This is a genomic window from Janthinobacterium foliorum, from assembly GCF_978021625.1.
Genome location: NZ_CDXDQE010000008.1, coordinates 190,766 through 217,409 on the forward strand (window position 1 = coordinate 190,766; position 26,644 = coordinate 217,409).

The following is a 26,644-nucleotide window of genomic DNA, read 5'->3' on the forward strand; positions in this document are numbered from 1 at the left end:
AAATCCTTTCATGTCGTGAGTGGTGTTTTCTGCAAGCTGGTGACAATGTTAAGCCGCCAGCCAGCGCACACCCATAGGCCACGCACGATGCTTCCCGTAGGACTAGTCCTGTTCGCTAGCGTACAGTTGCACTTGTTTAAGCGCAAACAAGGCCGTGATGCCGGCATCCCGGCGCCAGTCCGGCATGCCGATATCGAGCCATTGCGCCATGGCCGCCAGGTGCGATGGCGCCGAGACGCCGTGTTCGAGTTCCTCGAGCACCGTGTCGCGGTCGATATACAGGCTGTCCAGCCAGGCATCGAACGATGGCGCCAGCTCGATGAAGCCATGGGCACGGCTGCCCGTCCAGCCCGGCAACTCCTGCACATAGCTCATGACCCGGCCGGCGCCTTCGGGCGTCAGGTCGAGAAAGACCATGGAATTGCCGCCATCGCGGGCAAACGGCAGGATGTTGACGGGCATGGCCATGTGCTGGCGCGCCGCGCGGATCTCGCCGACCAGGGTTTCATCGCAGAAATCGCCATCCTCAGCACTGAAAAAGGTATTGAAACCCATCTTTTCCACGCCACCTTCGCCATCGGGCACGTCGCAGACATAGTCAAGATAGGCGCCGTTGGCTACCTGCAAGAATGCCAGGAAGGCGGGCGGCAGGGGCGCTTCCAGCAAGGTTTCGATGGCGGCGATCTGCTGCGCCGTGGGCGGCGGCTTGGCGCCGTCGAGCGCCAGGTGACGGTACTGCGTATAGTAATTGCCGATGGCCTGGCCGATTGCATTGCGCGTTGAGTTGCTCGTTGAGTTGCTCATTGATTATCCTTGTCTCTGTCCTGGCGCCACGTCGTCGCAGCCCGTCTCCACCTTTGCCAGCGCATCGACGAGACCGGCGCGCAGCACGGCCATCGAGCGGGCCTTGTCATCGATCTGGGCAATTTTCGTTGCCAGCATGGCACGCTTGGTGTTACCGGCAAGGGCATTTTCCTGCCACACGGCAATCACTTCGGCGATTTCCTTCAAGGTGAAGCCCAATGCCTTGGCGTGCCCGATCAGCTCGATGCGCCGCAGGGCCTGCGCCGGGTACTCCTTGTAGTTGTTCGTCATGCCAGGCTGCGGCGCCGCATCCAGCAATCCCTGGCGCTCGTAGAAGCGCACCGTGTCCTTCGATACGCCCGCCAGGCGGGTGATTTCTCCGATGCGCATGATTTCCCCTTGACCGTGGACTAAGGTCGACAGTTTACAGTGAAATTCCTCTTCACTACGACACCGTTGCCATGCATCCATATAATTTTACCAAGCAAACCGTGCTGATCACGGGCGCCTCGTCCGGCATTGGCCGCGTCTTTGCGGAAACCCTGGCCGCGCGCGGCGCCCACTTGCTGCTGCTGGCCCGCTCGGGTGCCGTGCTGGCGCAACTGGTCAGCGACCTGGCGGGACGCCACGGCATCCGCGCCCACGCGCTGGTGGCGGACCTGGGCCGGCCCGGCGCCGCCGAGGCGGCCTACGCGCAGGCGTGCGCGCTGGGCATGGCGCCGGACGTCCTCATCAACAGTGCGGGCTTCGCCACGCATGGCAGGTTCGACGGCATCGAGCGCGCGCGCCAGTCGGCCGAAGTGGCCGTCAATTGCACGGCGCTCATGGAACTCGCGCATTGCGCCTTGCCGCACATGCTGGCGCAAGGACGTGGCGCCATCATCAACGTGGCGTCCACGGCCGCCCTGCAGCCCGATCCCTACATGGCCGTGTATGGCGCCAGCAAGGCCTTCGTGCTGTCGTTTTCGCAAGCCTTGTGGGCGGAAAACCGCCGGCGCGGCGTGCGCGTGCTGGCCCTGTGCCCGGGCGCGACGGATACGCCCTTCTTTGACGTGGTGGACGCCCCTGAAGCGGCCGTGGGCAGCCGCATGGCGCCGCAGGCCGTCGTCGGCGAAGCCTTGCGCGCGCTGGACCGGGGCCGCAGCTGCCATGTGGCGGGGCGGCAAAACCGCCTGCTGGCCTGGCTGCCGCGCCTGCTGCCCTGTGAAACCGTGCTGGGCATCGTGGCAAGGATGCTCCAGCCCGGGAAGGCGTAGGCGTCAGAAGGCCATCGTGGCAAACATCGCCAGCACGGCCGCGGCCATCACGCCCGTGCACAGCCAGCCCAGCCAGCGCAGGCGGCGCGAAATGGTCAAGGTGCCCATGATGGCGGGGCGCGAGGCCATGCTCATCATCAGGGCCATGATGGGCACGGAAATGACGCCGTTGATGACGGCGCTCCAGTACAGCGCCTGGATGGGATTGAGCGGCGTGAAGCACAGCGCCACGCCGATCAGGGTGGCCGTGATGATGATGCCGTAGAATTTCTTCGCGGCCCGTGGCGCCAGTTCCAGGCTGCTTTTCCAGTGGAAGGCGCCCGCCATGGCGTAGGCGGCCGAGCCGGCCAGCACGGGAATGGCCAGCAAGCCCGTGCCGATGATGCCCAGGCTGAACAGGGCGAAGGCGAAGTCGCCCGCGATGGGACGCAGGGCGGAGGCGGCCTGGGCCGATGTATCGATGTGCGTGATGCCTTGCGCGCCCAGGGTGACGGCCGTCGTCAGCATGATGAAAAAGGCGACGAGGTTGGAAAAGCCCATGCCGATGGCCGTGTCGGTCTTGATGCGCTGGAATTGCCGTGGCGCCTGTTCCGGCGTGCGGCGCAAGGCTTGCGCGCTGGCGTCGGCCTGCAAGTCTTCGACTTCCTGCGAGGCTTGCCAGAAAAACAGGTAGGGGCTGATCGTCGTGCCGAACACGGCCACGATCATGGTGACGGCGGCGGCCGACCAGGCCAGCTTAGGCCAGACGGTGCGCACGGCCACTTCGCCCCATGGAATGTGCACGGTCAGCACGGTGGCCACGTAGGCCAGCAAGCCCAGAGTCAGCCATTTCAGGATGCGCACGTACTGCTGATAGGGAATGAATACTTGCAGCAGCAGCGACAGCAGGCCGAAGCCCAGCGCATACAGGTGGGTGGGGCCGCCGATGATGAGGGCCAGCGCATCGCCCATGGCGGCCACGTCGGCGGCGATATTGATGACATTGGCCAGCATCAGCAGGCCGACAATGGCGTACAGCAAGGGGCGGGGATAGTGGCGGCGGATATTCGTCGCCAGCCCATGCCCGCTGACCCGCCCGATCTTGGCGCTGATCACCTGGATGCCCAGCATCAGCGGATATGTCAGGCACACCGTCCACAGCATGCCGAAGCCGAACTGGGCACCGGCCTGCGAATACGTGGCGATGCCGCTGGGGTCGTCGTCTGCCGCGCCCGTGATCAGGCCCGGCCCCAGCTTCCCCAGCCAGGTGTCGGAGGTGGCGGGCTTGCCGTCGGCGGGGGTGTCCTTGTCCATGGCGCTCAGTTCACGGGAAGGTCGTCCAGCGTGCCCGGCTCGCGCGCGACGTGGCCCGTGCGCTCGAAGCGGAAGCGGGCGGACATCGCATACGCGGCCTTGCGCACGCGCATGATGGAACCGAGGGGACGGTGTGCCAGCACGCCATGCCAGGGGCTGAACGCCATGCCGTCATCCACGGCGCGCGACAGGGCTTCGCTCCAGCCCGCCTGTGGCGGGGCCGTGATGCGCGCCACGGACAGGTATGGACTGTCTTCTTCCGGCCAGGGGACGGACGAGTCTTCCAGCGGCATAGTGTCGATGTCGCGGCACAGCTGGATGCGCACTTCCCAGGTGGCCGCATGGCGGGCAAAGAAGGCGACGACGGCGTCGCGCAAGCCATTCGGCTTGCCGTCGAGGTCCACATGGGCGCCCGTCAATGCCGCCAGTTCCGGCGAGACGGGCACCAGCGCCACCTTGGCCATGTAGGCGCCATATAAGATGGGCGCCTGGCTGTAGTAGGTTTCGCCCAGCACATGGGTTTCCGGATGGCCGCCCAGGCTTTTCAGCGTGCCGCTTTCGCCGCCCACGGCTTCGAGCGCCTTTTCCGCGCCCTGCAGCACGGTCGACAGCGCCTGCTTCAGGCGCGGCGCCTTGTCCGTGGTACTGGCCAGCAGCTTCAAGCTGCCAAGGAATTTTTTCGCCGTGGGCGCCAGAAAGGCGGGGCCGTTCACCAGCACGAAGTCCTGCGTGCTGGCGGGCGCTGCGCCATCGCCTGGCTCCAGGCTGGACAGCTGCGTGCCGGGCACGCCGATGACCTTGATGGCCATGCCACGCGGCACGGAGACATTATCGTCGAGCACGTCGCCGGGAATGGTCGAGATGCGCATCACCACGTCATAGCCGGCCGGCGTGCTGAATAAACCCTGCGCCAGCTCGGGTGCCAGGTTGTCGAGCACCTGCAGGCGGCCGCGCAGCAAGCCGTGGCTCTTGGCATGCACGCTGCGCGTGGCGTGGCCCGTATCCTCGTACGTGGTGGTGGAAATGCCGCGCAGGGTGTGCAGCAGCTGCGCGCACGTCTCCTGTTCGCCTTCCTCTTCAAATTCGTAGCGCGGTTCGTAGGGCAGGGGCGGGCGTGGAATGGCGGACATGGCTTTTCCTTATGATGGGTGAGTGTGCTCCATCATTGCCGCCAATGCCACATCCTTCTGTTTGCTGGCATACACTGCCGCACAAATAAGCGCTAGGCGAGCTTTTGCGCCACGAAGGCGGCCGTCGCGTAGGGCACGCTGATGGCGGAGCGGCCGCGCAAGGATGGCTCGGACGCGATCAGCCGGCCGATTTCCTCATCGATGCGCTGGCGTTCCTGCGGCGGCAGGGCGGCGATGAAGCTGGTGGAGCGCACGCGGTTGAACAGCACGTCCTCGGCCGTGCCCGTATGCGCGTGGGAAAAATGCGTTTCCTGCAAGTGCGTCAGGCCCGCATGGGGAAAGACCCGGCGCCAGGCGCCCGTGTAATAGCGGGGCGTGTCGCCTTCGGCCCGGTTGACGATGGCGTCCAGCCTGGCTACCCAGGGCACGCCGGCATCGCGCAAGTTCCACACCAGGCCCAGCTTGCCGCCGGGCTTGAGCACGCGCAGGATCTCGTCGAGCGCAGCGGCGGAGGCAAACCAGTGGAAGGCCTGGGCGCAGACGACGGCGTCGACGCTGGCATCGGGCAGGGGAATGGCGGTGGCCGTGCCCGCCACTGCCCGGACCTGCGGCAGGGCGGCGGCCAATTTCGCCAGCATGGCGGGCACGGGCTCCACGGCAATGACCGTGGCGCCCGTGTCGACCAGGCGGGGCGTGAACTTGCCCGTGCCTGCGCCCAGGTCCAGCACGGTTTTGCCCGGCCCCAGGCCCAGGGTCGCGCGCAGCCAGCTGGACACTTCAGGCGGATAATCGGGCCGGCCCTTGACGTAGGTATCGGCCGTTGCCGTGTAGCCAGTTGCTGCCGCGTGATGGATATTGCTGCTCATGCAAGACTCCTCGTATGCTCATGGCATGAGCGTAACAGATTGCGCCATCAGCGCAGGATCAGTAGCGCGCATCCTTGGGCTTGCCGCCGTGCGGCCAGTCCTTGACCTTGTCCGGGAAGTCCGGGCGCGGCATGTGGCTGAAGTACTCTGCCACGTCGACGGCATCCTGGTCGGACAGGCTGCCTTGTCCCAGCGGGAACTTCTGGCCGTGGCCCATCACCATATTGGCCTTGACGAAGCCGGCCGCCGTGTAGGTCCTGGCCATGCCGGCGCCGATATTGAAGGAGCGTTCTCCCCACAGCGGCGGGAAGGCCACCGCGCCGTCGGCACCCTTGATGCCTTCGCCATTCGCGCCGTGGCAGACGGAGCATTGCTCGGCATACACTTTCTTGCCATTCACGGGATTGGGCAGCAAGCTGCGGTCGATCTTCGCCACGCCGCGCCCGGGTACCTTGTCATGGGCTTGGGTGGCGCCCTTCATCCATTCGATGTAGGCGACCATGGCTTGCAGGTCGGGCCCGTCCGCGGGCAGGGGCTTGCCATGCATGGAGCGCCTGAAGCAGCCATTGATGCGCTCGCCCAGGTTGATCACCTTGCCCGCGCGCGGCGCTTCGGCCGGGAAAAATGCCGCGATGCCCAGGAACGGCGAGCCGTTGGCCACCGTGCCGCCATTCAAGTGACAGCTGCTGCAATTGAGGTCGTTGCCCACGTTGTTCGGCAGGCGCGTCCGCGTTTCCGTCATCAACTGCATGCCGTGGATCAATTGCTTGGCGTTGGGGGCGGCCATCAGGGCGGCGTAGCGCGGCGTTTTGAAGTCGGACTTCTGCGCGCCGGCCAGCTGGATATCCTTGCGTACCTTGGCGACCTGCGCGGGCGTGACCGGCGCGCCCTGGTTGCCCCACTTGCCGCGTACGAAAGTGAGGATGTCGGCCAGTTCGCCGTTCGACAGCTGGTCATAGGCGGGCATGCCGAAGGAACGGGGCGAATGCTGCGTGACGGCCGACTGCCAGCCCGTCAGCGCGATGTGGATGACGGTGGTGGGATCTTTCGACTGCACGGAGTCATTCTGTGCCAGCGTGGGAAAGATGTTGTCCACGCCACGGCCATCGCGGCGGTGGCAGGTGGCGCAGAACTGCAAATAGCCGAGGCCGCCGCGCGTGTTGTACAGCGCCTGGTCGCTGGCCGCCACCACGGGCGCCGGCGCCTTTTGCGTCACTTGCGCGCCAGGCTTGGCCGGCAGGCCATGCAGGTACTGGGCCAGGGCGTCCAGGTCGCCGTCCGTGAAATACTGCGTGCTGTGCGTGATGACTTCCGTCATGCTGCCGGCCGCCGTGCCGAAACTGTTGCGGCCCGTTTTCAGCAGGCGCACGATTTCCTCCGGCGTCCACAGGTTGCGCAAGTTCACCGCGTGCCATCCGTCAAAAGTGAAGCCGGACAAATACTGCTTGCCGCTGCTGCCGTCCTGGCCCATGGTTTTTTCCTGGAAGGCCACGCCGCGCGGCGTATGGCAGGAGCCGCAATGGCCCAGCCCCTGGGCGATGTAGCTGCCGCGGTTCCACACGGCCGATTTGCTGGCGTCCGGCTTGAATGGCGCGTCGTCGAGGAAGACGGCATTCCACAGCGACAGGCCCCAGCGCATGCTGAACGGCCATTTCATGTCCGTGTCGCGGTTTTTCTGCACCACGGGCGCCACGCCCCGCTGCAAATAGGCGTACAGGGCCTGCATGTCGGCGGGCGTGATCTTGGCGTAGGAAGGGTAGGGCATGGCCGGATACAGGTTGTGCCCGTCCGCCGCCACGCCCTTGCGCATGGCGCGGTCGAATTGCGCGAACGAGTATGTGCCCAGGCCGGTCTGCGCGTCCGGCGTGATATTCGTGCTGTAGATGGTGCCGAAAGGCGTCTTGAGTTCCAGCCCGCCGGCCATGGCGGCGCCGTTCGGGCTGGTATGGCAGGCAACGCAGTCGCCCAGGCGCGCGACATATTCGCCGCGCTTGATCAGCTCGGCTGACGTGGCCGGGACTGCGGCCAGGGCCGGCAGGGCGCCGAACAGCAGACTGGCCAGTAACAGCGATGCAAGGTGAAAGGAGAACAGGCGGCGCGCGCCGGCATGCAGGACGGATGTGAAATTGGCGTTCATGGTGACCCTTTATTATTGGGCCCAAGCATACGCATCCACCCGCGGCGCGGAAATTGGGAGTTTCTTTCGATCAACTAGGTAATCTTGCCTAGTGCAGCATGGCGCGGTTTCGTGTATGGCCCGCCGCGAGCCGCCGCATACCGGCCAGGATGGGGCCAGCAGGCGGTCCGCCACGGCGATGCCGGCCGGGTCAGGGGGCGGCGCGCGCCAGGCGCGCGTAGTCGGGCAGCGCGATGGCATCGGCCTTGGGCGTCAGGAACCTGGCCAGCAGCGGCTTGATGACGGGAAAATTACTCATGCGCAACATGGCATGGCCCACGGCGATGCCGGCGCGGGAGTGCGGGGAGGCCAGGCGCGGCGCGAACAGCGGCACATTTTGCGCCTGGTCTACATAGGGGCGCATGATCTTTTCATAGGCCGCAAATGCCTGCGCGTGATCGTCGTGCCGTCCCAGCTCGCCCGCCAGGACGTAGGCGCCGCACATGCCCAGGCTCGTGCCCATGCCGCTGATGGGCGAGGCGCAGTAGGCGGCATCGCCCACGAGGGCTATCCGGCCCTTCGACCAGCGGGGCATTTTTACCTGCGAAATCTGGTCGAAATACAGGTCGGGCGCGGCGTCCAGGGCAGCCAGAATGCGCGGCGTTTCCCAGCCGAGGCCACCGAATTTGTCCTTCAGCAGCTGCTTTTGCCGGGCCGGCGGGAGTTTTTCGTAGCCGCTGGGCGGTTCATGGAACGACAGCAGGGCGCGCGTGGTCCCCAGGTTATCGGGACGCAAGCAAACGCACAGGCCGCCAGGGACATTGAACCAGCGCATCTGGCCCGCGTCGCCGGGGGCGCGCGGGATGGTGAAATACGCCGTGTAGAGGTCGAACGCGCGGCGCTTGGCTTCGTCGCCGAACACCAGCTTGCGCGTATGCGAGCCGACGCCTTCGGCCCCGATGACAAGATCGTACAGTTCTTCGCCGCCCTGTTCGAAGCGCACCTTGACGCCATGCGGCAATTCCTCCAGCGCGGCAATGCTGTCGCCAAAGCGGTAGTCCACGCTTTCACGGCCATGCCCGATCAGCAGCTTGGCCAGTTCCCCCCGCAGGATTTCCAGCTCGGCCACAGGACCGTTGCCGCCAAACGCCCCGACGCCGAATTCCGCCTGGGTGCGATCCCGGGCGTCGACAAACCTGATGCCGTCTTCATGCGTGCTTTTGGAACGGATGGCGCTCTCGAGTCCCATGCGTTGCGCCACCAGCTTGCCGGCGCCGCGCACGTCGATGGTTTGTCCGCCGTCGCGAAATTCGGGCGCCCGTTCGACCACCGTCACCTGCATGCCCTGGCGCGCCAGCCACCAGGCCAGGGTGGGACCGGCAACGCTGGCCCCCGTGACAAGAATTTTTCGTTTGATCGTCATTTGTTTTTCTTTTCTGATGCGAGCGGTAAAGTGCTCTGGTAAACAGCAATCACTTGCTGGAGAAAATGTTCAATCGTCGTGCGCTCGTTGCCGGACAGAGCGCTCAGCACGGCATCGAGGCCATTCAGCATCGGTGCGATATGCCGGTACGTTTGCGCCACGGAGGCTGGCACGGGATGGACGAGCACGCGGCGCTTGTCGTCCTGCTGGCGCACGCGCGTCACATGGCCGGCGCGTTCCAGGCGGTCGATGACGAGCGTCACGCCCGCCGTCGTGACGGACAGGCGCGTGGCCAGTTCGTTCGGAGACAGGGGACCGTGCGTGATCAGCTGCTCCATCAATGCCAGATCCGTCTGGTTGATGCCCATCGCGGTGCTCAGGTGCAGGGCCGTTTCGCGCGTGAGGATCGCGATCTGCTGCAGCTGGCGGCCGATGACGTCGCCGGCGATGTGCATGCCGCGCGGGTCTTCTGCCGCGAAGGCGTCGATATGTGTTTCCTGGTCATGCATGGTTTACCTCGAGTTCAGCTTTTGCAGCAGTGGGAAAAAAGAAAGTGACGCCCATGAAGGCGACGAGTATGCAGGCTTGCAGCGTGAGCGCGGCGCCCAGGGCCAGGTCCGGCGCGATGGCGGGATTGGCCGCAAAAAATGCGCCGCTGAACAGGGCCACGCCGATCGACGCGGCGATCGATTGCACGGCAGACAGCACGCCGGAGCCCGAACCGATCTGCTTGTCGTCGAGGGCGGCCAGAATGATGCTGAAGAGCGCAGCAATCACCAGGCCGGCACCGATGCCGCACACCAGCATGCCCGGCACCATATGCCACGTCGAAAATGCCGCGGTATTGCCGAGTTCAAACTGCAGCAGGGCCACGCCGGCCAGCTGGACGCCGGCCCCCAGCTGCAGCACCTTGCGGCCGAAGCGGGCCGCCAGCACCGCGCCGCTCAAGGTGGCGCCGCATGCCGTGCCGATGGCGAACGGCAGATTGGCAATGCTCGCTTCGCCCGCCGTCAAGCCATGCCCGATCTGCAAGAACAGCGTCAGGACCAGTTGCATGCCGATGAGCGAACAAAAGAACAGGGCAATGCCGGCCAGCCCGGCCGTGTAGGCGGAGCGCTGGAAAATCGACGGCATGATGAGCGGCGCCTGGCCGGCGCGCAACACCGACGCCTGGCGCAGGGCAAACAGGCCAAAGCCCAGCACGGCCAGGGCCAGGCAAGGCCAGCCCCAGTCTGGCCACGCTCCCGCCTCGCCCAGCGGCAAGACCAGGAGGACGGAGGACAGCACCAGCAGGCCGGCGCCGGGGATGTCAATGTTGACGGAGCGGTCTCCCGGGCGGTGCGGCAGGTAGCGCCACGCCACCAGGAAGCAGGCGACGCCGATGGGAATATTGATCAGGAACACGGCGCGCCAGCCAAGGCCGAACGGGGCCGTTTCCAGCAGCATGCCGCCCAGCACGGGCCCCAGGATGCCCGCCAGGCCCAGGATGGGGCCGAAGATGCCAAATACCTTGGCCAGGTCCGGTCCCTGATAATTTTCACGCAGCAAGCCCAGGCCCTGCGGCAGCAGCATCGCGCCGGCCAGTCCTTGCAGCAGGCGAAAGCCGATCAGCGAGGCAATGTTCGGCGCCAGCGCGCACAGCAGCGAGGCGGCCGTAAACGCCGCCAGGCCGTACAGGAACATATTGCGCCGCCCGAAACGGTCGCCAAGCCGGCCGCCGAGCACCAGGCCGGCACCGAGGGCCAGCGCATAGCCGCCGATGACCCATTGCATCTGGGCGGCGCTGGCGCCCAGCGTATCGATCAAGGCAGGTCCGCCGACGTTGACAATGGTCGATGCGGCAAGGTCCATGATTTCGGACACGATCATGACCAGTAAAATCGGCCAGCGAGGCAGTGCGGCAGTCTTCATCAAAATAAATAGCTAACTTAGTTAGTAATAAAATGAGACGATATACGGCCTGATGCGTTTTGTCAACCATGACGGCGCAGGCGGGCGGCCGCCTGGCGCGCCCAAACGTTACCTCGCCACCTCCATGATGCGCTCGCGCAGCCAGCGGTGGGCCGGCTCCAGGTGCATGCGTTCGTGCCAGACCATGGCCATCTCGTAATCGGGCAGGGCGACGGGCGGCTCCCAGGTGCGCAGGGTGCCCAGCGCATTTTTCAGCAGGCGCGATGGCAGCAGGGCCACCATGTCGGAGGCCGCCAGCAGGGGAGGGACGATGAGGAAATGCGGCACGGACAGCACCACCTTGCGCGTGCGTCCCAGCTGCCGCAGCGCCGCATCGACGGCCGTGCGGAAGCCGCCGCCGTTGGGCGAGACGACGATGAATTCCAGGGCGCAGAACTGCTCGAGGTCGGGCGGCGCCTGCAGCAGCGGGTGGTCGTGCCGGCCCGCCAGCACGTAGTGCTCCGTAAACAGGGTGCGGTGGCGCAAGCCGGACGGCGCTTCTTCCTGCGCCAGGAAGCCCAGGTCGACCTGGCCCGTTTCCAGCGCATGCGCCATGCGCGCCGGCACGGCCTCGAAGACGGCCATGCGCGACAGGGGGGCCTGCGCGCGCAAGGCTGGCAGCATGGGCAGCAGGATCGCATACTCGGTGGCATCGGCGGCCGCCAGGTTCCAGCATACCTGGGCCGTGCACGGATCGAACGCCGATTCCGGCTGCAGCACGTGCTCCAGCTGCGCCAGCACGGCTTGCAACGGTGCAAACAGGGCCAGCGCGCGCGCCGTAGGCAGCATGCCGCGCGGACCGGGCAGCAGCAGCGGATCGTCGAAGGCGGCGCGCAGCTTGCCCAGCTGCACGCTGACGGATGGCTGGCTCAGGTGCAGCCGTTCGGCCGCCCGCGTGACGTTGCGCTCGATCAGCAGCGCATTCAGGGTCAGCAGCAGGTTCAAATCCAGCGTACGCAAATTAATCATGGCTATACCTAGTATTTACTTTATTCATTTCTGCAATGATAGCGCAAGCTATACAGTAGTTCCTGTGATTTTCATTCTTCATCTTTTACAGGAGCAAACTGATGCAACTCCATGAATATATTGGCTTTGATGGTTTGGGACTGGCCCAGCTGGTAAGGGACGGCGCAGTGAGCGCAGCGGAACTGCATGCCGTCGCCGTGCGCGCCATGCACGCCGTCAACCCGCAGGTGGGCGCCGTGGTCGAACACTGGCAGGAGGACCAGGCCGGTCTCGACGGCAGCGCGCCGTTCGCCGGCGTGCCTTTCCTGATCAAGGACGTGGCCGTCACGATGGCGGGCAGGCGCAGCGAATATGGCAGCCGCCTGGGCGCCGGCCACGTGGCCGCCGTCGATTCCCATCTGATGACGCAGCTGCGCCGGGCGGGATTCACCACCTTTGGCCGCACGGGCACGCCGGAAATGGCCTTTGCCACCACCACGGAACCCGTGCTGTACGGCGCGACGCGCAATCCCTGGAACCTGGCGCTGAGCGCGGGCGGCTCCAGCGGCGGCGCGGCGGCGGCCGTGGCGGCCGGCATCGTGCCGCTGGCGCATGCGACGGATGCGGCCGGTTCCATCCGCGTGCCGGCCGCGTCGACGGGCCTGTTCGGCCTGAAGCCGAGCCGTGGCCGGGTGTCGAACGGTCCCGCCATGGACGAGATCTTCAGCGGCCTGGGCGTGCAGCTGGGCGTGAGCCGCACGGTGCGCGACAGCGCCGCCTTGCTCGACTGCGTCCAGGGCGTGCTGCCGGGCGAGCCGTATGTGACCAGTGCACCGGGCCACAGCTGGCTGTCGCAGGTGGGCATGGCGCCGGGCAAGCTGCGCATCGGCGTGCAGCGCGCCGCCGCGAATGGCGCCCGTCCCGTGCCTGCCATCGATACCGCGCTGGCGGAAACGGTGCGCCTGCTGGAGCAGCTGGGTCATCACGTGGAAGCAGCGGCGCCCGCGCTGGGCGTGTCCTGGGATGGCTTCGTGCAAGCCAATGCGCGCATCTGGTGCGCCAACCTGGTACCGTGGATCGATGCCCTGGCGCAGGAAAGCGGGCGCGCCATCTCGCCAGCCACCCTGGAAGCGTCCACCCTGGCGTGCTACCACTATGGCCAGACGGTGTCGGCGGTGGATTTCGTCGCCGCACTCGACGCGCGCAACACGGTCACGCGCCACGCCGGCGCCATCTTCGGCCAGTATGACGTGCTGCTGACGCCCACCTTGCCGGACTTGCCATGGCAACTGGGACGCTACGGGGAGAATGAAGCGGCTCTTGACGGCCTGGGCTGGACGGCGCGCCTGTTCGAGCACTCGCCGTACACGCCGCTGGCCAACGTGGCGGGCTTGCCGGCCATGTCCGTGCCGCTGGCGCAATCAAGCGATGGCTTGCCGATCGGCATGCAATTCATGGCAGCGTATGGCAATGATGCAACCTTGCTGCGCCTGGCCGGGCAGCTGGAGCGGGCGGCGCCATGGGTGCAACGGCGGCCGCCCGTGTGGGCAGGGACTAGGGAAAACTGATTACAGGGCGGCAAGGCGGGCCGCGCCGCGGCTTTCCATGCGGACACGCACCCGCTCCCACAGGCGGTCGTGGAAGGGCAGGACGATCACGTTGCAGATCGGCTCGACCACGGCCAGCAGACCGCCGAAGGCCATGGAACCCGTGGCCCAGTACATGACGCCAAAGGCGACGCCCATGTGCAGACAGGTCTGGCTGATTTTTTCTCCCGCCAGCGCGGCAAAGCCGAGGCGGCTGGCCGCATAGCGGCGGCGCAGCGCATGCCAGGCTTTTTCATGCCAGGGCAGCAGGGCGACATTGATGACGGGTTCGAGAATCGCCGCCAAGCCACCGAGAGCCAGCGAGCCCGTCAGCAAGTAGGCGAGGCCGAAGGCGATCGACATGTGCGTGAGAACCTGGCTGAATGTTTTGATGGCTGTAAACAAGGGATGCTCCTTTCTGTTGAATTCGCTTATCCTTGGAACAGATAGTAACGATTCTCATTTACAAAAGGAAGTAAAATATTTCAACCGAATCAATAGATATTGACTATCAACAATCAATACTTCATTGTTGCGAGAACGGGCGTCCATGGCGCGCCCGGTTGCCACCCGGCGGCACATCTCAGCGGGTGCCGGCGCCCGGGCGCGCCGCCAGCCCCCGCAGCAGCAGCCACAGGCCGGTGAGCGGATAGACCAGGCCCAGCGGGAGCAGCAGGATGGGCATGACCGGCAGGCCAAACAGCTCGCGTCCCACGGCGAGCCACTGCAGCAGGCAGGCCGCCATGCCGGCGACGGCCAGCGGGCGCGCAATCGCATGGGCACGGTACAACAGCGCATACATCAGAAGCGCGCCGAGGCCGCCCAGCAGCTTGTCCGGGAAGTGCACGCCGTTGCGCAAGCCGCGCAGCAAGGCGCGCGCCGGCTCGTACACGGCGCTGTCGGCGCCGGAGGCGAGGAAGTCCGCGCTCAGGCTGCGCATGGCCAGCACCAGCGTGCCCTCGACCAGGCTGGTCGCCAGGGCCGCCGCGGCCAGCGCCATGTAACAACGGCTCAGCAAGGGCTGCTGCTGTCCGTAGCTGCCGCGCAGGAAGGCGGCGATGGCCAGCGTCGTCAAGGCCATGGCCAGCCCGATCAGGACGATCATGCCCACCTGCAACGGCATGCCCACCGCCCGGAGCATAAAGCCTGGCGCGGCAAACACCTGTTCCTGAAGCTGGAAATTGGAATAGATGCCCAGGCCAAAAGTGCATAGCAGGCCCAGGCCCAGCCACCGTCCGGACTGGAGCGGGTGCGGGATGGCCACGGGGGCGTCGCGTCGCGTGGCAGCGGGGGAAATCGTCTCGTACATCGTGTCACCTTTGTCGAAGTGGAAGCCGGCGGTCCATGCAGGACCTGTCCGCGCAGTGTCGGCAAAGGGGCGCGCCGCGGCAAGGACGATCCGACGCGCCACGCGCGCAGGGGGCCGAAGCGCGCCACGGCACGACGAATGACGCGGCCGCAGCCGCGTGCAGGGTCTAGTCCGCCTTGAACAGGTGGAGGAAGGTGCGGCTGACCGGCAACACCTCCGGCCGGTGCTTCAAGGCCAGTTCGGCCGTCTCATGCGTGCCCCGCACGACCTGGCGCACGGCGTGCAGGTTGACCACCACGGCGCGGTGGATCTGCTGGAACTGCTGTGGATCGAGTTGCACCAGCAATTCCCTGAGCGAATTGCGCAGCAGCGCTTCGGCCGGCTTGCCGCCGTCGCGCCATGCGACGAGCGTGTACTTGTCGTCCGACTTGAGGTAGTCGACATCGTCGACGGGAATCAGGCGCACGGCCGCGCCCACGGAAGCGCGCAGCCAGCGCAGCGGGGCCGGCGCCACGGCGGGCGGCGCGCGAAGATAGCTTGCCAGTTCTTGCAGCAGGGCCACGTCGGCCACGCCAGGACGGGGCGCCGCCAGGCGTTCGCGCACGCGGGTCACGGTGGCGGCCAGGCGGGCCGCTTGCACCGGCTTGACGAGATAGTCGAGCGCGCCCTGCTCGAACGCCCGCACCGCATACTGGTCGTAGGCGGTGACAAACACCAGGTGGGCGCGGCGGCCGATCTGGCTTGCCACGTCGACGCCGGACAGGCCTGGCATGTGCACGTCGAGGAAGCAGATCGCTGGCTGGTGCCGCTCGAACAGCGCGAGCGCCTCCGGCCCGTTGCGCGCTTCGGCGACCACGGCCAGTTCCGGCCAGCACGCGGCCAGCTGGCGGCGCAGGCTGGCGCGCAGCAAGGGTTCATCGTCGGCAATCAGGGCGGTCGGGGTCATGGGCAGGCGGGACAGTCGATGGAAACAAGGAAACCGTGGGGGGCAAGCTCGCTGATGCGCAGGGCCGCCTCGTCGCCAAACATCAGCGCCAGGCGTTCGCGCAGGCTGCCCAGCCCCGTGCCCAGGCCCGGGCTGCCCGCTTGCAGGCCCACGCCGGTATCGCTCACCTCGATATGGCAGCGGCCGTCCGCCTCGCGGATGAGCACATCGATGCGCCCGCCGTGCAGGCTGGGATCGATGCCATGGCGGACTGCGTTCTCGACCAGGGTCATCAGGGTCATGGGCGGGCACTGCAGGCTTTCGCACCCGGGCGCGACGGCGATGTCGAAGGCCAGGCGGTCGGGCATGCGCATCTGCATCAGCACCAGATAGGCGCGCACCATCTCCAGTTCCTGCTCCAGCCGGGTGGCGGTTTCGTTCAGGCGCGGCACGGCGGCCCGCAAATACGTCACCAGATGCGCCAGGACGGGTCCCGCATGGGATGAGCCCGCATCGAGCAGGGCTTGCAAGCTGGCAAGCGTATTGAACAGGAAATGCGGCTGGACCTGTGATTGCAGCAGCCATACACGGGCATCGCGGGCCTGGCGCTCCAGCTCGCCGCGCTTGCGCTCCGCTTCGCGCACGCGGGCGTCGCGCTGGCGCAGCAGGGCCGCCATGGCCAGCCACGGCCCCAGCAGCAGACCCAGGAAAGCGAGGGCGACATAGCTCTGCAGCCGCTCCGGCACCTGCCAGAACGGCGGCGCACCGGCCGGGGTATTGACCTGATACAGCGTGGCCAGGGTCAGCACGATCGCCAGCGCCACGCCCGCCACCTGCAGGACCCAGCGGGGCAGTCTGCCGGGCAGCCGGCGCGGCCGGTGCTCGAACAGGCCATAGGCCAGCAAGGCCGCCAGCGCCGGCAGCACGACCGCCATGCCCAGATACCCTAGCGGGTCCTGCCAGCTCAGGCTGAACAGGCCGAATTCGCACAGCGCAGCCAGCCCTGCCACGCACAGTCGCTGGACGGAGAGGCAAGTTCGCAAGCCATCGATGGCGCTGCGCAGTGTAAGCATGAATGTGTCGGCCCCGGGAATTGCCATAAGTGCAGCAGAATATGGCAAAGCCGGGCCAGCCGCAATAGCGCCGGGCATGAAGCACGGTTTTCGGGCCGCCAGCCGCGCCCAGCGGCGCCGGGCCGCGCTGGCTCGCCGCGCCATGCCGGCGATGCGGCAGCAGGCCGGAGGAGAGGCTCTCCCGCGGCCTGCCTGCGCCTTACGGCAGGGTTTTCAGCACGTTCTTCGTTGGCACCGAGAAGTTATAGTTGTCGTGACGGTCCCAGTTGATCGACCAGGTCATCACGCCGCGGAAGTCCGGATACGCCTGCAACGGCTTGATGGTGCCGCAGTTGAGCAGGCGCGTGAGGCAATTCAGTGCGTTGCTGACGTCGGCGTTGGTGGTGAATCCCGAGCCGGCCGAGCTGCGGCCGGATGGCACGCCGAAGCCCACCTGGTCCGGGCGCAGGCCGGCGAAGGTATTGCCGCCATAGTTAAAACCTTCGATCAGCATGCGCGCCGTGGCCACCAGCTGGTCGGCCGAACCGGCCTTGATGGCGCCCGTGGCGTACGGCGTGTAGATGTCGCCATTGTTGTAGTACTGCGGGTGCAGCACCGTCAGCTCGCTGCGCAAGGCGTTAATGATGGGAATGTAGGCTCCCCAGATGCTGCCGTAACTGGTGTAGCCGCCTTCCACGTAGACCCATTCCGGCGCCATCGACAGGTAAAAACTGTTACCGACCTTGGCTTTCAGGTTTTTCACGGCGATTGGCAGATAGGTCTGGATGGCCGCGCCTTGCGCCACGCCGTTTTCCAGGTCCAGGTCGATGCCGTCGAAGCCATATTTGGTGATGATGGCGTACAGGCTGTTGGTGAAATTGGTGGCTTCGGCCGTGTTGCCGACGGAAACGGAACCGTTTTGCCCGCCCAGCGACAGGATGACTTTCTTGCCCTTCGCCCGCTTGGCCGCCACGTCGGCGATGAACTGCGCTTCCGTGCCCGCGCCCGGATCGATGGTCAGGCTGACATTGCCGCCGCCCGCGTTGTCGCCGAACGAGACGACGATCACATCCCAGTCATCGCTGACCTGGCTGATCGGATAAGTGGCGCCGCTGGGGTTGGTGAAATTGTGCCAGTAGCCGATCAGTGCGTGCTTGGCCAGGCCGGTGGGCGTTGGAGTAGGCGTTGGGGTCGGCGTTGGAGTAGGAGTCGGCGTCGGCGTGGGGGTAGGTGTTGGGGTTGGAGTCGGCGTTGGGGTAGGTGTTGGCGTCGGCGTTGGAGTAGGTGTTGGCGTCGGCGTGGTCGTGCCGCATGCGCCTACCACTGTCCATGGCTGGCCGGTGCCGGCGGCACCGCTGCTGGTGGATGGGTTGTTCCCTTGCGTCCACCAGTTGGCGCTGTAATTCACATTGTTGTAGCTGGCCTGGCCGCCGCCGTTGTACACGGTGCTGCTGTTCCACGGCGTGTAGCAGGCCACGGCATCGGTCGCGCCGGCCAGCAGCTGGCTGGCGCCCGATCCTTCGCTGCCGCCGCCGCAGGCGGCCAGCGTTCCCCCGAAGAGGGTAATGATGAGGGTATTCATGACTGTCCGGTTCATCGCATCTCCTTGTGTGTTTTTTTTCATGGCCGGGCGGCTGGACACCGTCCGATTTTTCAGAGTGCAAGCATTGCAGGTGGTAGTCAACTGGTTTTATTCTTTGGCCAATATCACAATACCAGTCAAGCCATCATGCCCAAGGACTGTCATGCCGGAGCATACCAGTGGCGTATGTGCCTGCCGCTGGTATGGTCGCCCGTAACGGCCTCAGAACAGGTGGCGCGTGCCCAGCGCCAGGGCGCGCACCTGGGAGCCGGGGCCGGCGGGCGCCACAGCCGTATCGCCGGACAGCACGGAAAACGCGGCCGCGCCGTTATTGTTCATTTGGCCGTACGAGGCATACAGGGTACTGCGCTTCGACAGCGCATACATATAGGCGACGCCCAGGCCCGTGCCCTGTTTCGTGTCGCCCAGCACGGCTTGCTGGCGCAGGCGCTGCAGGTTCAGCGACAGCATTTCCGCACCCATGCGCATGGCGCCGCCCAGCCACAAGGCATCGCCGTCGCTGCGCGGCGTGGGCAGCAGGGTGCGGAAATAGCCTCCGCTGAGCGTATAGCCGCCCAGCACATATTTGGCCGCCACGGCCGTGTCGCTGCGCGTGCCCGTCCGGCCCGTGAAGGCTGGCGGCGCGCCGGCCACCAGGGGCAGGGCGATGCGCTGGTAGGCGCCCGAGACGGTCAAGCCACGTGCATCGTGGCTCAGCGACACGCCCCACATGCGGTTGGCGTCGCCGGGCGGGCTGCCTGGCGCGCCGCCGCTTTCCGAACCCAGGCTTGCCATCAGCCGCGCCTGCACGGTGCCGATACGCGGCGCCGTATAGAACAGGGCATTGCTGGCGCGGCCGAAGCGGTCGGAACCCGTGCCGGACAGCAGCACCACCGATTGCATGTTGCCGTAGGACCCGAATTTCAGGCTGTCGCCGTCCAGCACCGTGAAGTAGATGGGTGTGTAGTCGCGCCCCAGCGCGAGGCTGCCGAAGCGGCCTTCCAGCCCGACAAAGGCGCGCCGGTTGAACAGGCCCGTGACGGGCGCGCCGCCCGTGGCCGATGGCGTGGCCGTGGACGGGTTGCCGTAATACGTTTTCATGGCGCCCGTGTCCGATTCGTAGCTCGCTTCCAGCTGGAATACGGCGCGCATGCCGCCGCCCAGCTCTTCCTTGCCTTGCACGCCGAACAGCGAGCCGCTCATGATGCCCGAACTGAGCGACATGACCTTGGCGGACGCGGGACCGCCCTGGTCGGTGGCCGTGACGGCTGCGTCGACGATGCCATACAAGGTGATGCCGGACTGGCCATGGGCCGCGCCCGCCAGCGAACAGGCGGCCAGCAGCCATGTGCGGGGGGTGAATTTTTTCATGCTGTTGTCTCCTGCGATCGTTATTTTTATGTGGGGGGAGATGGCGGGCTCAGGCTGCGCCGGGCAGCTGGTAGCCGCGGTAGCTGGCCCGCAGCGCTTGCTTGAGGATCTTGCCGGTGGCGCCGATGGGCAGGCTGTCGACGAACAGCACGTCGTCCGGCGTCCACCATTTGGCGATCTTGCCTTCGTAAAAGGCCAGCAGCTGCGCGCGCTCCAGGCGGGCGCCCGGTTTCAGCACCACCAGCAGCAAGGGCCGCTCATCCCATTTCGGGTGGTGCACGCCGATGCAGGCGGCCAGGGCCACGGCCGGATGCGCCATGGCGATGTTTTCCAGGTCGATCGAACCGATCCATTCTCCGCCCGACTTGATCACGTCCTTGCTGCGGTCCGTGATCTGCATATAGCCGCCGGCATCGATGCTGGCCACGTCGCCCGTCGCAAACCAGCCATCCTGCGGCGCAGCATCGCCGTCATGGCCGTAATAGTGCTGCATCACCCAGTGGCCGCGCACCAGCAGGTCGCCGCGCGCCACGCCATCCCACGGCAGCTCGCCGCCGTCCGCATCGACAATCTTCATGTCGATGCCGAATGCCGCATGTCCCTGTTTTTCCAGGATTGCTGTCTGCTCTCCGGGCGCCAGCGCCAAGTGCCTGGCTTGCAGGGTGCTGGTGGTGCCCAGCGGCGACAGTTCCGTCATGCCCCAGCCGTGCACGACGTCGATGCCGTGCGCCCCGCGCATCAGTTCCATCAGGGCAGGCGGACAGGCGGCGCCGCCGATGATGGTGCGCCGGAAGGTGGAGAAGCGCAGCTGCTGCTGCGTCACGTAATTCATCAGGCCCAGCCAGACGGTGGGCACGCCCGCGGCGAACGTCACCGCTTCCTGCTCGAACAATGCATACAGCGCGGCGCCATCCATGGCCGCGCCCGGCAACACCAGCTTGGCGCCCGTCAATGGCGCGGCATACGGCATGCCCCAGGCGTTGACGTGGAACATGGGCACGACGGGCAAGGCCACTTCGCGCGCCGACATGTTCAAGGCATCGGGCAGGGCGGCCGCGTACGCATGCAGCACGGTGGACCGGTGGCTGTACAGCACGCCTTTCGGGGCGCCCGTGGTGCCCGAGGTATAGCACAGGCTGGACGCCGCGTGCTCGTCGAGCACGGGCCAGTCATAGCGTGCCGCTTGCGCATCGAGCAATTCCTCGTAGCACAACAGATTGTCCAGGCTGCTGGACGGCGACATATGGGCGCGGCCGCACAGCATCACGTAGCCCTTGACGCCAGGGCAGCGGGGCGCCACCGCCTCCACCAGCGGCAGGAAGGTCATGTCGAAAAACACATATTGGTCATCCGCATGGTTCAGCAGATAGGCGATCTGGTCCGCATGCAAGCGGGGGTTCAACGTATGGATGACCCTGCCGCTGCCGGACACGCCGTAATACAGTTCCAGGTGACGATAGCCGTTCCAGGCCAGGGTCGCGACCCTTTGTCCGGCGGCCACGCCCAGGGCCTGCAGGGCGTTGGCCAGCTGTTGCGCCCGCGCATGGCAATCGCGGTAGGTATAGCGGTGCATATCGCCCTCGACCCGGCGCGAGACGATTTCATTGGCGCCGTAATGGCGCGCGGCATGTTGCAGGATGCTGGAAATGAGTAGCGGCTGGCGCATCATATTGCCCATCAGGGCGGTGGAATGGTTCAAGATGGTCTCCAAAACGGGTGAAACACAGGTGCAGCGGGCGCACGGCTCCGCAGCGCAGGAAAAGCCGGCGCCGGGAGCAGGGCGGGGAAGGGAGGAGGACGCCTGGCGGCGCCCCGTCAGGTCAAGGCATCACGGCGCGGCCGGAGTTTCCTTGCGCAAGTCGGCGTACGGCACGCGCGACAAGTCCAGCAGCAGCTGCGTGAACGCCACGGTTTCGCGGTGCAGGCGCTGGAAATCGACCTTGTCAGTCGTCGGCACGCCATAATTGAGCAGATACGTCGGCCCCGTGATGTAGTTGATCGTCGGAATGCGCTGCAAGCCCCAGAAATACTGGCCTTCGCCGGGCCAGACAGCGTTGTTCGGACTGCCATCCCCCTTGGGATTGGTGGGCGGCATGACGAACGCGGGGGCCGCATTTGCGTGCTGCAGCATGGCATGCGCGGCGTCCATCAAGGCGGGCGTGCGCGGCGCAAACATGCCCGCCGGCTCGAACTTGCCCGTTGGTGCCAGGAAACCGTTGCTGTCGGGCAGCCATTCCAGCGCGCCCAGGTGCTCGATGGTGACAATCGAGGCGATGCGTTGCGTCAGGCCATCGTCCTTGTGGCTGTCAAGAAAGTGTTCGATGCCCACGCCGCCGGCGAAATGGCCGCTCGACAGCATCAGCATGATGCTGCGCGGCAGGCTGTCCTGTGGCAGGCGCGTCAGGTACTGGGCCATGTCGACGATGGCGTTCGGGCCATTGTCTTCGATGCCGTTCGTGCCATCCGTGTGGCTGTTGATCACGGTAAATTCCTCGGTCCTGCCGGGAATGATGCCGATCAGGTTGCGCGTCTGCACCTGCCGTACCTCGGCATCCATGGTCAGCTTGAGCAGGGGCGCCGTGCCCGCCAGCACCCGCTCGCGCAGGCGCTTGCCCATGTCGCGGTCGACAAACACGCCGGGCAGCTGGCGCACTTCGCGGTCGTAAGGCGCATACAGGCCGTGCGCCACCGAGCCTGGCGCATCGATGATGGCGATCACGCCGGCCGCGCCCACCGCCTGCAGGCGCTCCAGCAAGGTGACGAACGGCCCCAGCATCTGGAACGGGCGCGCATACGGCGCATCGGGCCCCAGGACCTGCTCGGGATCGTACACATGCACGGCCGACTGGTGGAAAAACTTGCCCGTCAACGCCACTTTGGGCAAGTCAACCAGGACCAGCTTGCCCGCCAGACTGGCATCGGGCCGGGCGCCGGGGGCCAGGTAGGCGATGCGGCCCGTGATGCCGGACGGTGGTGTCACGCCCGAATACGGGATGTAGCCGGCCGACGCCAGCACGCCGCTGCGCTCGCCGTCGATGAGCTCGAGTCCCCAGCGGTCCCGTTCCACCGACCACTGCTGGAAGCTGACGGGTTCGAAGCGCAGCTGTTTGACACCGGCGCGCGCCAGGCGCTCATGCAGCGCATCGATATACGCTTCATGCCGGGGCGAGCCGGTGGCGCGCAGGTAACGCTCATCAAGGTCCAGTTGCCAGTCGACAAGCTGTTTCTTGGACAAGAATTGTGTGGCATCCACCGTCACGGCGGCTTCCGGCGGCAGGGCGCGCGACGGCCACGGACCAGGCTTGCTGGCGCAGGCGGACAAGGCCGCCGCGATGGCCAGCATGCCGGCAAGGGGCAGCCAGCGTGCTGGCACGCATAAAGAGGGCGGTGGAACAGCGGTGCGTGGATGCGCCTGGGTCATGCGTGTCTCCTGTTTTTTATGATGTTTTGCTGTGCCTGGCTTGGCACTTGGCATGATTATCAGCCGGCCAAAGTCGGCCGGCCAGACCACCGTCAGGGGGAAAGCACCCCCGATCGGGTGGTTCAGCGCAGTTAGTGCGTCGTGGCGTGCCAATGAGATCAGCTGTCGTCCGTCAGCAGGCCCAGCTTGAGGGCGCAGGCAACGGCCTCGGCGCGCCGCCTGGCGCCCAGTTTCTGCATGATTTTCTTGACGCTATCCTTGACAGTATGCGGGCTGCGGCACACGACTGCCGCAATTTCACCGTTCGAGCGGCCTTTGGCCAGCAGCTGCAGGATGATCAGGTCAGCCGCGCTCAAACCGTGCTTTTCGGCCGCCACGCGGTTCAGGGTACTCTGGATTTCGCGCAATCCCGCCTCGCTGGCGCCAGGCAATTTGCCGCCATGCGCCGGCCCCAGGTCGTCGTAGACCAGCTCGGCAATGCGCGCATACATGCCCATGGCGATGCGGGTGCGTTCTTCGAGCAAGGTCATGCGTTGAGACTTCTCATGCACAATCGTCTGCAATGCCTTGATTTCATTGATATCACGCGCGATGCCTTGGCGTCCCACCAACACGCCATCACGCATCAGCATGCCGGCGCGTATCTCCAGGTGCACGATGGCGCCGTTGCGGTGGCGCGCCTCGACCTCGAAAAACGGCGTATGTTCCTGACCCGCCAAACCTTGCCGGTAATGCCGCGACGCCACGGCCGCGCCAGTCGGCGTCAGCAGCTCCGTGAATGGCCGTCCCATCAGATCGGCCGCCGCATACCCAAGAACGCGCTCGACGGCCTGGTTGAAGAAAGTGAAGCATCCTTCCAGATCAAGCGTGTAAATCAGATCGCCGGCCGCCTCGATCAACGTTTCAAAATCCGGCGCCTGTGCAGGACGGGCGAGTTTGCTACAAGTGGAAGAATTCATGCACGAAGCCTGGCCTGGCAAAAGTGGGTCATGGGCGGCAATAGTACACGAGACGCGCCGGTAGACATGCCAGCCGCGGCAGGTGATGCAGCAAAGCGCGGCTGACGCACAGTGGAATCGGGCGGACCGGCAGGCGTGAAAAAACAGGCAAAATCGCATATGCGACTGGTGAAGATGGAAAAATGGGGATTTCACCATAACGTCCTTAACTTCGCATAATTTATATTATGTAAAATAATGGCCAGCAGTAGAACAGCCTTCACGCACGAATACGCCGACGGCCAAGAGTACGCCGACACCATTCTAGGTACTATGGGCTTTCAGGCAGAAAAGGATCCACCTGCTGTCTCATAGATGCAGTCCTGCCCCGCCGACGCTCAAGATCAGGCAGGAAAAGCGCGGCACGAATAAGGCAGTGTAATAAAGCCGCGTCCCACGCTTGGCCGGAGCGTGGGACGCGGCTTGTATGCCATATTTATGGGCGGCCAATGCAACGACGTCCGTGGACGAGGCTTAGCTGCTCATTTTGCAAAATGAGGTGTAATGGTCCAGCGTATAGTAGCGTTCCAGCAGCTTGCGCTTGGCGCCCCCCGTCTGAACGAGCAACACCGCGCGATGCGATCCCGCGCTGCCATCGCCGCCGATGCCCAGATAGTATTCGTAATACACTTCGTCCTTGCCCGCAGCGGGGAGACGGCGTTCGTTATTATTAAATACGGTATTGCCCGCGCCACCTGCCACGGCCTTCACCTTGGCGTCGCGATACGCGTCATATTCGCTGATCTGCGGCGGCGGCGGAGCGGACTTGCTCGGCTCTCTCTTGCCGCAATCAGGAACTTTTGCCGCAGACGCAGGAAAAGATAGCAGCAAAGCGCTCGTCGCAATCAAACAAAACGACCAGGTTCCACGTTTAACTTGCATATATCACCTCTCGTTGGTGGTGCGTTCAATGGAATAGGCGCCGTGATCCGATGCGATGGCGCCCAGACGCCAGCCATCTTCATGGCTGGATTGATGCAGCAATGCATCTAAGAGCAGCAAACAAACAACCCTCTCATAGTCTCCTACCGGTACGCCGATTTGCGATGTCATCCCGGCATGCCTAATGTAATGATTTTTCCAAGAACCTTGCTATCCAATTGTCACCGCACGCATGCCGCCTTCAGCCGGCAAGGCAGCCGGAAGCAACTGCCGCCATTCGCGTAGCGACTTATTTGGGACGGTGTCAGCGAGCGAAAAAAAACGAAGCTGATTGACATGGATCAAGGGTATCCAAGCTGGCCGCCGGTAACGCCGCATGTCTGGCACACGCGTGGATGGTTCGGCGTCGGCAGCGCGGCGGCTGGCCAGCAGCCGGTCTTGATGGCAGGCCAAGCCAGGCCACGGAAAAAGCGGAACCGTGCGCGCGCGCCGTGCGGCTGGTAACTGACCCCTCGTCAGACAGGCTGTTGCGCAATGGCGCCGACATCCCCTGCCCTGCATCGACGCTCGATGGCCTTGCGGCTCACGCCCAAGGTTCGCGCCGCCGCCGTCTTGTTGCCGCCGGCGCGACGCAGCGCAAAGTCGACCAGGAAATGCTCGACCGCCTTCAGCTTGTTCTTCCCGTCCAATTGCAGGAGCGCCTCGCCCAGCCGCGACAATCCGCTGGGCTCTGCCTGCTGGCACGGCAGGAAAGCGGCAACCGTCTCGGCGTCGATCAGCGGCTTCTCGGCCAGCACCGACAAACGTTCGATGAAATTGCGCAGTTCGCGCACGTGCCCCCGCCATACATGGCAAGCCAGGCGCTCGACTGCCCCCGCCGTAAAAGTCAGGCGCCGCGCCTGGGCGGCGGCAAAATGCGCGACCAGCGCGGGAATATCCTCGCGCCGCTGATCCAGGCCAGGCACTTCCAGCACCAGCACGGCCAGGCGGTAATACAGGTCTTCGCGGAAGGTGCCGGCCTTAACCATAGCCAACAAATCGCGGTGCGTGGCCGCGACGATGCGGCCGGCGAAATGGCTGCGCTCGGCCGCGCCCACCGGCCTGAAGGTGCGGGTTTCCAGCACGCGCAACAGCTTTGGCTGCAGGGCCAGGGGCAGTTCGCCGATTTCGTCCAGGAACAGGGTGCCGTGCCGCGCCTGCGCGAACAAGCCCGTGCGGGCGTTCAAGGCGCCGGTGAAGGCTCCCCTCGTATGCCCGAACAATTCGGATTCGACCAGGTGCTCGGGGATGGCGCCGCAATTGAGGTCGACGAACGGCGCGTCACGTTCGCGCCCGCGATGGTGCAGAAGCTGCGCCACCACTTCCTTGCCCGCGCCGGACGGCCCGCAGATCAGTGCCGCGCTCGGCGATGGTGCGATCAGGTCGATCAAGCGGCCGAGCCGCTGGAATGCCGCCGAACCGCTGATGAGAACGGGACCGGCGCTATCGCATAAGGGCAGCAATTCCGACGGATCGGGCAGGCGGTTTGCGTACATATCGGGTCTCATCGTGTCCGTCTGGCAAGGCGAAACCGCCATGCTGTTCAAGCTGTTCATCCTTGTCGCCGTGCGCGGCCGAAACACCATAGAAGTCGAAGCATAGTAGCGTAAATTACCGGCTAAAATTTCACCAATAATCACTTCCTCCGGATCACAGCCAGGGTTTTGCGGCATGCGGACGCTTTCGTCCGGTC

24 protein-coding genes and 1 pseudogene are annotated in these 26,644 nt (G+C 65.4%); 2 read left to right on the forward strand and 23 right to left on the reverse strand.

The features are described 5' to 3' along the window. Positions 1–102 precede the first annotated feature (102 nt). Positions 103–804: an SMI1/KNR4 family protein gene (locus tag ACZ92H_RS17590; protein WP_465050396.1), complete on the reverse strand. Its 702-nt coding sequence runs from the start codon at positions 802–804 to the stop codon at positions 103–105. Between the two features lie 3 nt (positions 805–807). Beyond that, positions 808–1,194 carry a MerR family transcriptional regulator gene (locus ACZ92H_RS17595; RefSeq protein ID WP_131369432.1) on the reverse strand — a complete coding sequence of 129 codons (387 nt, stop codon included), beginning with the start codon at positions 1,192–1,194 and terminating at the stop codon, positions 808–810. Between the two features lie 71 nt (positions 1,195–1,265). On the opposite strand from ACZ92H_RS17595, the gene ACZ92H_RS17600 reads away from it, so the two are divergent. After that, a complete protein-coding gene (locus ACZ92H_RS17600; protein ID WP_465050397.1) occupies positions 1,266–2,060 on the forward strand; it encodes an SDR family NAD(P)-dependent oxidoreductase in 795 nt (264 codons plus the stop codon). 3 nt (positions 2,061–2,063) lie between these two features. On the opposite strand, the gene ACZ92H_RS17605 is transcribed toward ACZ92H_RS17600, so the two are convergent. The 8 genes from ACZ92H_RS17605 to ACZ92H_RS17640 form a co-directional block, all read right to left on the reverse strand. Beyond that, on the reverse strand, positions 2,064–3,353 hold the full coding sequence (locus tag ACZ92H_RS17605; RefSeq protein WP_465050398.1) for an NRAMP family divalent metal transporter: 1,290 nt from the start codon (positions 3,351–3,353) through the stop codon (positions 2,064–2,066). 5 nt (positions 3,354–3,358) lie between these two features. After that, the gene (locus ACZ92H_RS17610) at positions 3,359–4,483 is read right to left on the reverse strand and encodes a catalase family protein (RefSeq protein WP_465050399.1); all 1,125 of its coding nucleotides are present in this window, start codon (positions 4,481–4,483) and stop codon (positions 3,359–3,361) included. A 92-nt stretch (positions 4,484–4,575) separates the two neighbouring features. Next, positions 4,576–5,349 (reverse strand): class I SAM-dependent methyltransferase, encoded by a 774-nt coding sequence (locus tag ACZ92H_RS17615; RefSeq protein ID WP_465050400.1) that lies wholly within the window; start codon positions 5,347–5,349, stop codon positions 4,576–4,578. 58 nt (positions 5,350–5,407) lie between these two features. Then, complete coding sequence (locus tag ACZ92H_RS17620) at positions 5,408–7,486, reverse strand: c-type cytochrome (RefSeq protein ID WP_465050401.1); 2,079 nt, start codon at positions 7,484–7,486, stop codon at positions 5,408–5,410. A 190-nt stretch (positions 7,487–7,676) separates the two neighbouring features. Next, entirely contained in the window at positions 7,677–8,888 is a 1,212-nt protein-coding gene (locus tag ACZ92H_RS17625) for an FAD-dependent monooxygenase (RefSeq protein WP_465050402.1), read from the reverse strand. Further along, a complete protein-coding gene (locus tag ACZ92H_RS17630; protein WP_131369408.1) occupies positions 8,885–9,397 on the reverse strand; it encodes a MarR family winged helix-turn-helix transcriptional regulator in 513 nt (170 codons plus the stop codon). The genes ACZ92H_RS17625 and ACZ92H_RS17630 overlap by 4 nt, the downstream gene beginning before the upstream one ends. Beyond that, complete coding sequence (locus ACZ92H_RS17635) at positions 9,390–10,757, reverse strand: MFS transporter (RefSeq protein ID WP_465050403.1); 1,368 nt, start codon at positions 10,755–10,757, stop codon at positions 9,390–9,392. Before ACZ92H_RS17635 ends, ACZ92H_RS17630 begins: the two co-directional genes overlap by 8 nt. A gap of 150 nt (positions 10,758–10,907) precedes the next feature. Then, positions 10,908–11,807: a LysR family transcriptional regulator gene (locus tag ACZ92H_RS17640; RefSeq protein WP_465050405.1), complete on the reverse strand. Its 900-nt coding sequence runs from the start codon at positions 11,805–11,807 to the stop codon at positions 10,908–10,910. Between the two features lie 101 nt (positions 11,808–11,908). Between ACZ92H_RS17640 and ACZ92H_RS17645 the strand changes: the two genes are divergently transcribed. Continuing rightward, positions 11,909–13,354, forward strand: coding sequence for an amidase (locus ACZ92H_RS17645; protein ID WP_465050406.1), 1,446 nt, complete (start codon positions 11,909–11,911; stop codon positions 13,352–13,354). Here ACZ92H_RS17645 and ACZ92H_RS17650 read toward each other — a convergent pair whose 3' ends face one another. The 13 genes and pseudogenes from ACZ92H_RS17650 to ACZ92H_RS17710 all read right to left on the reverse strand — a co-directional run bounded on the left by ACZ92H_RS17650 (position 13,355) and on the right by ACZ92H_RS17710 (position 26,624). Continuing rightward, the gene (locus ACZ92H_RS17650) at positions 13,355–13,777 is read right to left on the reverse strand and encodes a DUF2061 domain-containing protein (protein WP_465050407.1); all 423 of its coding nucleotides are present in this window, start codon (positions 13,775–13,777) and stop codon (positions 13,355–13,357) included. Positions 13,778–13,955: 178 nt separating this feature from the next. Further along, positions 13,956–14,681 carry a DUF4386 family protein gene (locus tag ACZ92H_RS17655; protein ID WP_465050408.1) on the reverse strand — a complete coding sequence of 242 codons (726 nt, stop codon included), beginning with the start codon at positions 14,679–14,681 and terminating at the stop codon, positions 13,956–13,958. Between the two features lie 166 nt (positions 14,682–14,847). After that, positions 14,848–15,627, reverse strand: a complete 780-nt coding sequence (locus ACZ92H_RS17660) for a LytR/AlgR family response regulator transcription factor (RefSeq protein ID WP_131369391.1) — start codon at positions 15,625–15,627, stop codon at positions 14,848–14,850. Then, on the reverse strand, positions 15,624–16,679 hold the full coding sequence (locus ACZ92H_RS17665; protein ID WP_465050409.1) for a sensor histidine kinase: 1,056 nt from the start codon (positions 16,677–16,679) through the stop codon (positions 15,624–15,626). The genes ACZ92H_RS17660 and ACZ92H_RS17665 overlap by 4 nt, the downstream gene beginning before the upstream one ends. Positions 16,680–16,878: 199 nt before the next feature. Then, on the reverse strand, positions 16,879–18,255 hold the full coding sequence (locus tag ACZ92H_RS17670) for a chitinase (protein ID WP_465050410.1): 1,377 nt from the start codon (positions 18,253–18,255) through the stop codon (positions 16,879–16,881). A 207-nt stretch (positions 18,256–18,462) separates the two neighbouring features. Then, positions 18,463–19,611 (reverse strand): porin, encoded by a 1,149-nt coding sequence (locus ACZ92H_RS17675; RefSeq protein ID WP_465050411.1) that lies wholly within the window; start codon positions 19,609–19,611, stop codon positions 18,463–18,465. Positions 19,612–19,660: 49 nt separating this feature from the next. After that, positions 19,661–21,289: a 3-(methylthio)propionyl-CoA ligase gene (locus tag ACZ92H_RS17680; protein WP_465050483.1), complete on the reverse strand. Its 1,629-nt coding sequence runs from the start codon at positions 21,287–21,289 to the stop codon at positions 19,661–19,663. Positions 21,290–21,439: 150 nt separating this feature from the next. Continuing rightward, entirely contained in the window at positions 21,440–23,032 is a 1,593-nt protein-coding gene (locus ACZ92H_RS17685; RefSeq protein WP_465050412.1) for a zinc-binding metallopeptidase family protein, read from the reverse strand. A 158-nt stretch (positions 23,033–23,190) separates the two neighbouring features. Next, on the reverse strand, positions 23,191–23,562 hold the full coding sequence (locus tag ACZ92H_RS17690; RefSeq protein WP_465050484.1) for a response regulator transcription factor: 372 nt from the start codon (positions 23,560–23,562) through the stop codon (positions 23,191–23,193). A gap of 87 nt (positions 23,563–23,649) precedes the next feature. Next, positions 23,650–24,189, reverse strand: a pseudogene (locus ACZ92H_RS17695) (PAS domain-containing protein); the annotation flags it as partial. A 315-nt stretch (positions 24,190–24,504) separates the two neighbouring features. Next, positions 24,505–24,912, reverse strand: a complete 408-nt coding sequence (locus ACZ92H_RS17700; RefSeq protein WP_465050413.1) for a ribonuclease domain-containing protein — start codon at positions 24,910–24,912, stop codon at positions 24,505–24,507. Between the two features lie 3 nt (positions 24,913–24,915). Then, the gene (locus tag ACZ92H_RS17705; RefSeq protein ID WP_465050414.1) at positions 24,916–25,083 is read right to left on the reverse strand and encodes a hypothetical protein; all 168 of its coding nucleotides are present in this window, start codon (positions 25,081–25,083) and stop codon (positions 24,916–24,918) included. Between the two features lie 344 nt (positions 25,084–25,427). Then, positions 25,428–26,624, reverse strand: coding sequence for a sigma 54-interacting transcriptional regulator (locus ACZ92H_RS17710; protein WP_465050415.1), 1,197 nt, complete (start codon positions 26,622–26,624; stop codon positions 25,428–25,430). Positions 26,625–26,644: the final 20 nt, after the last annotated feature.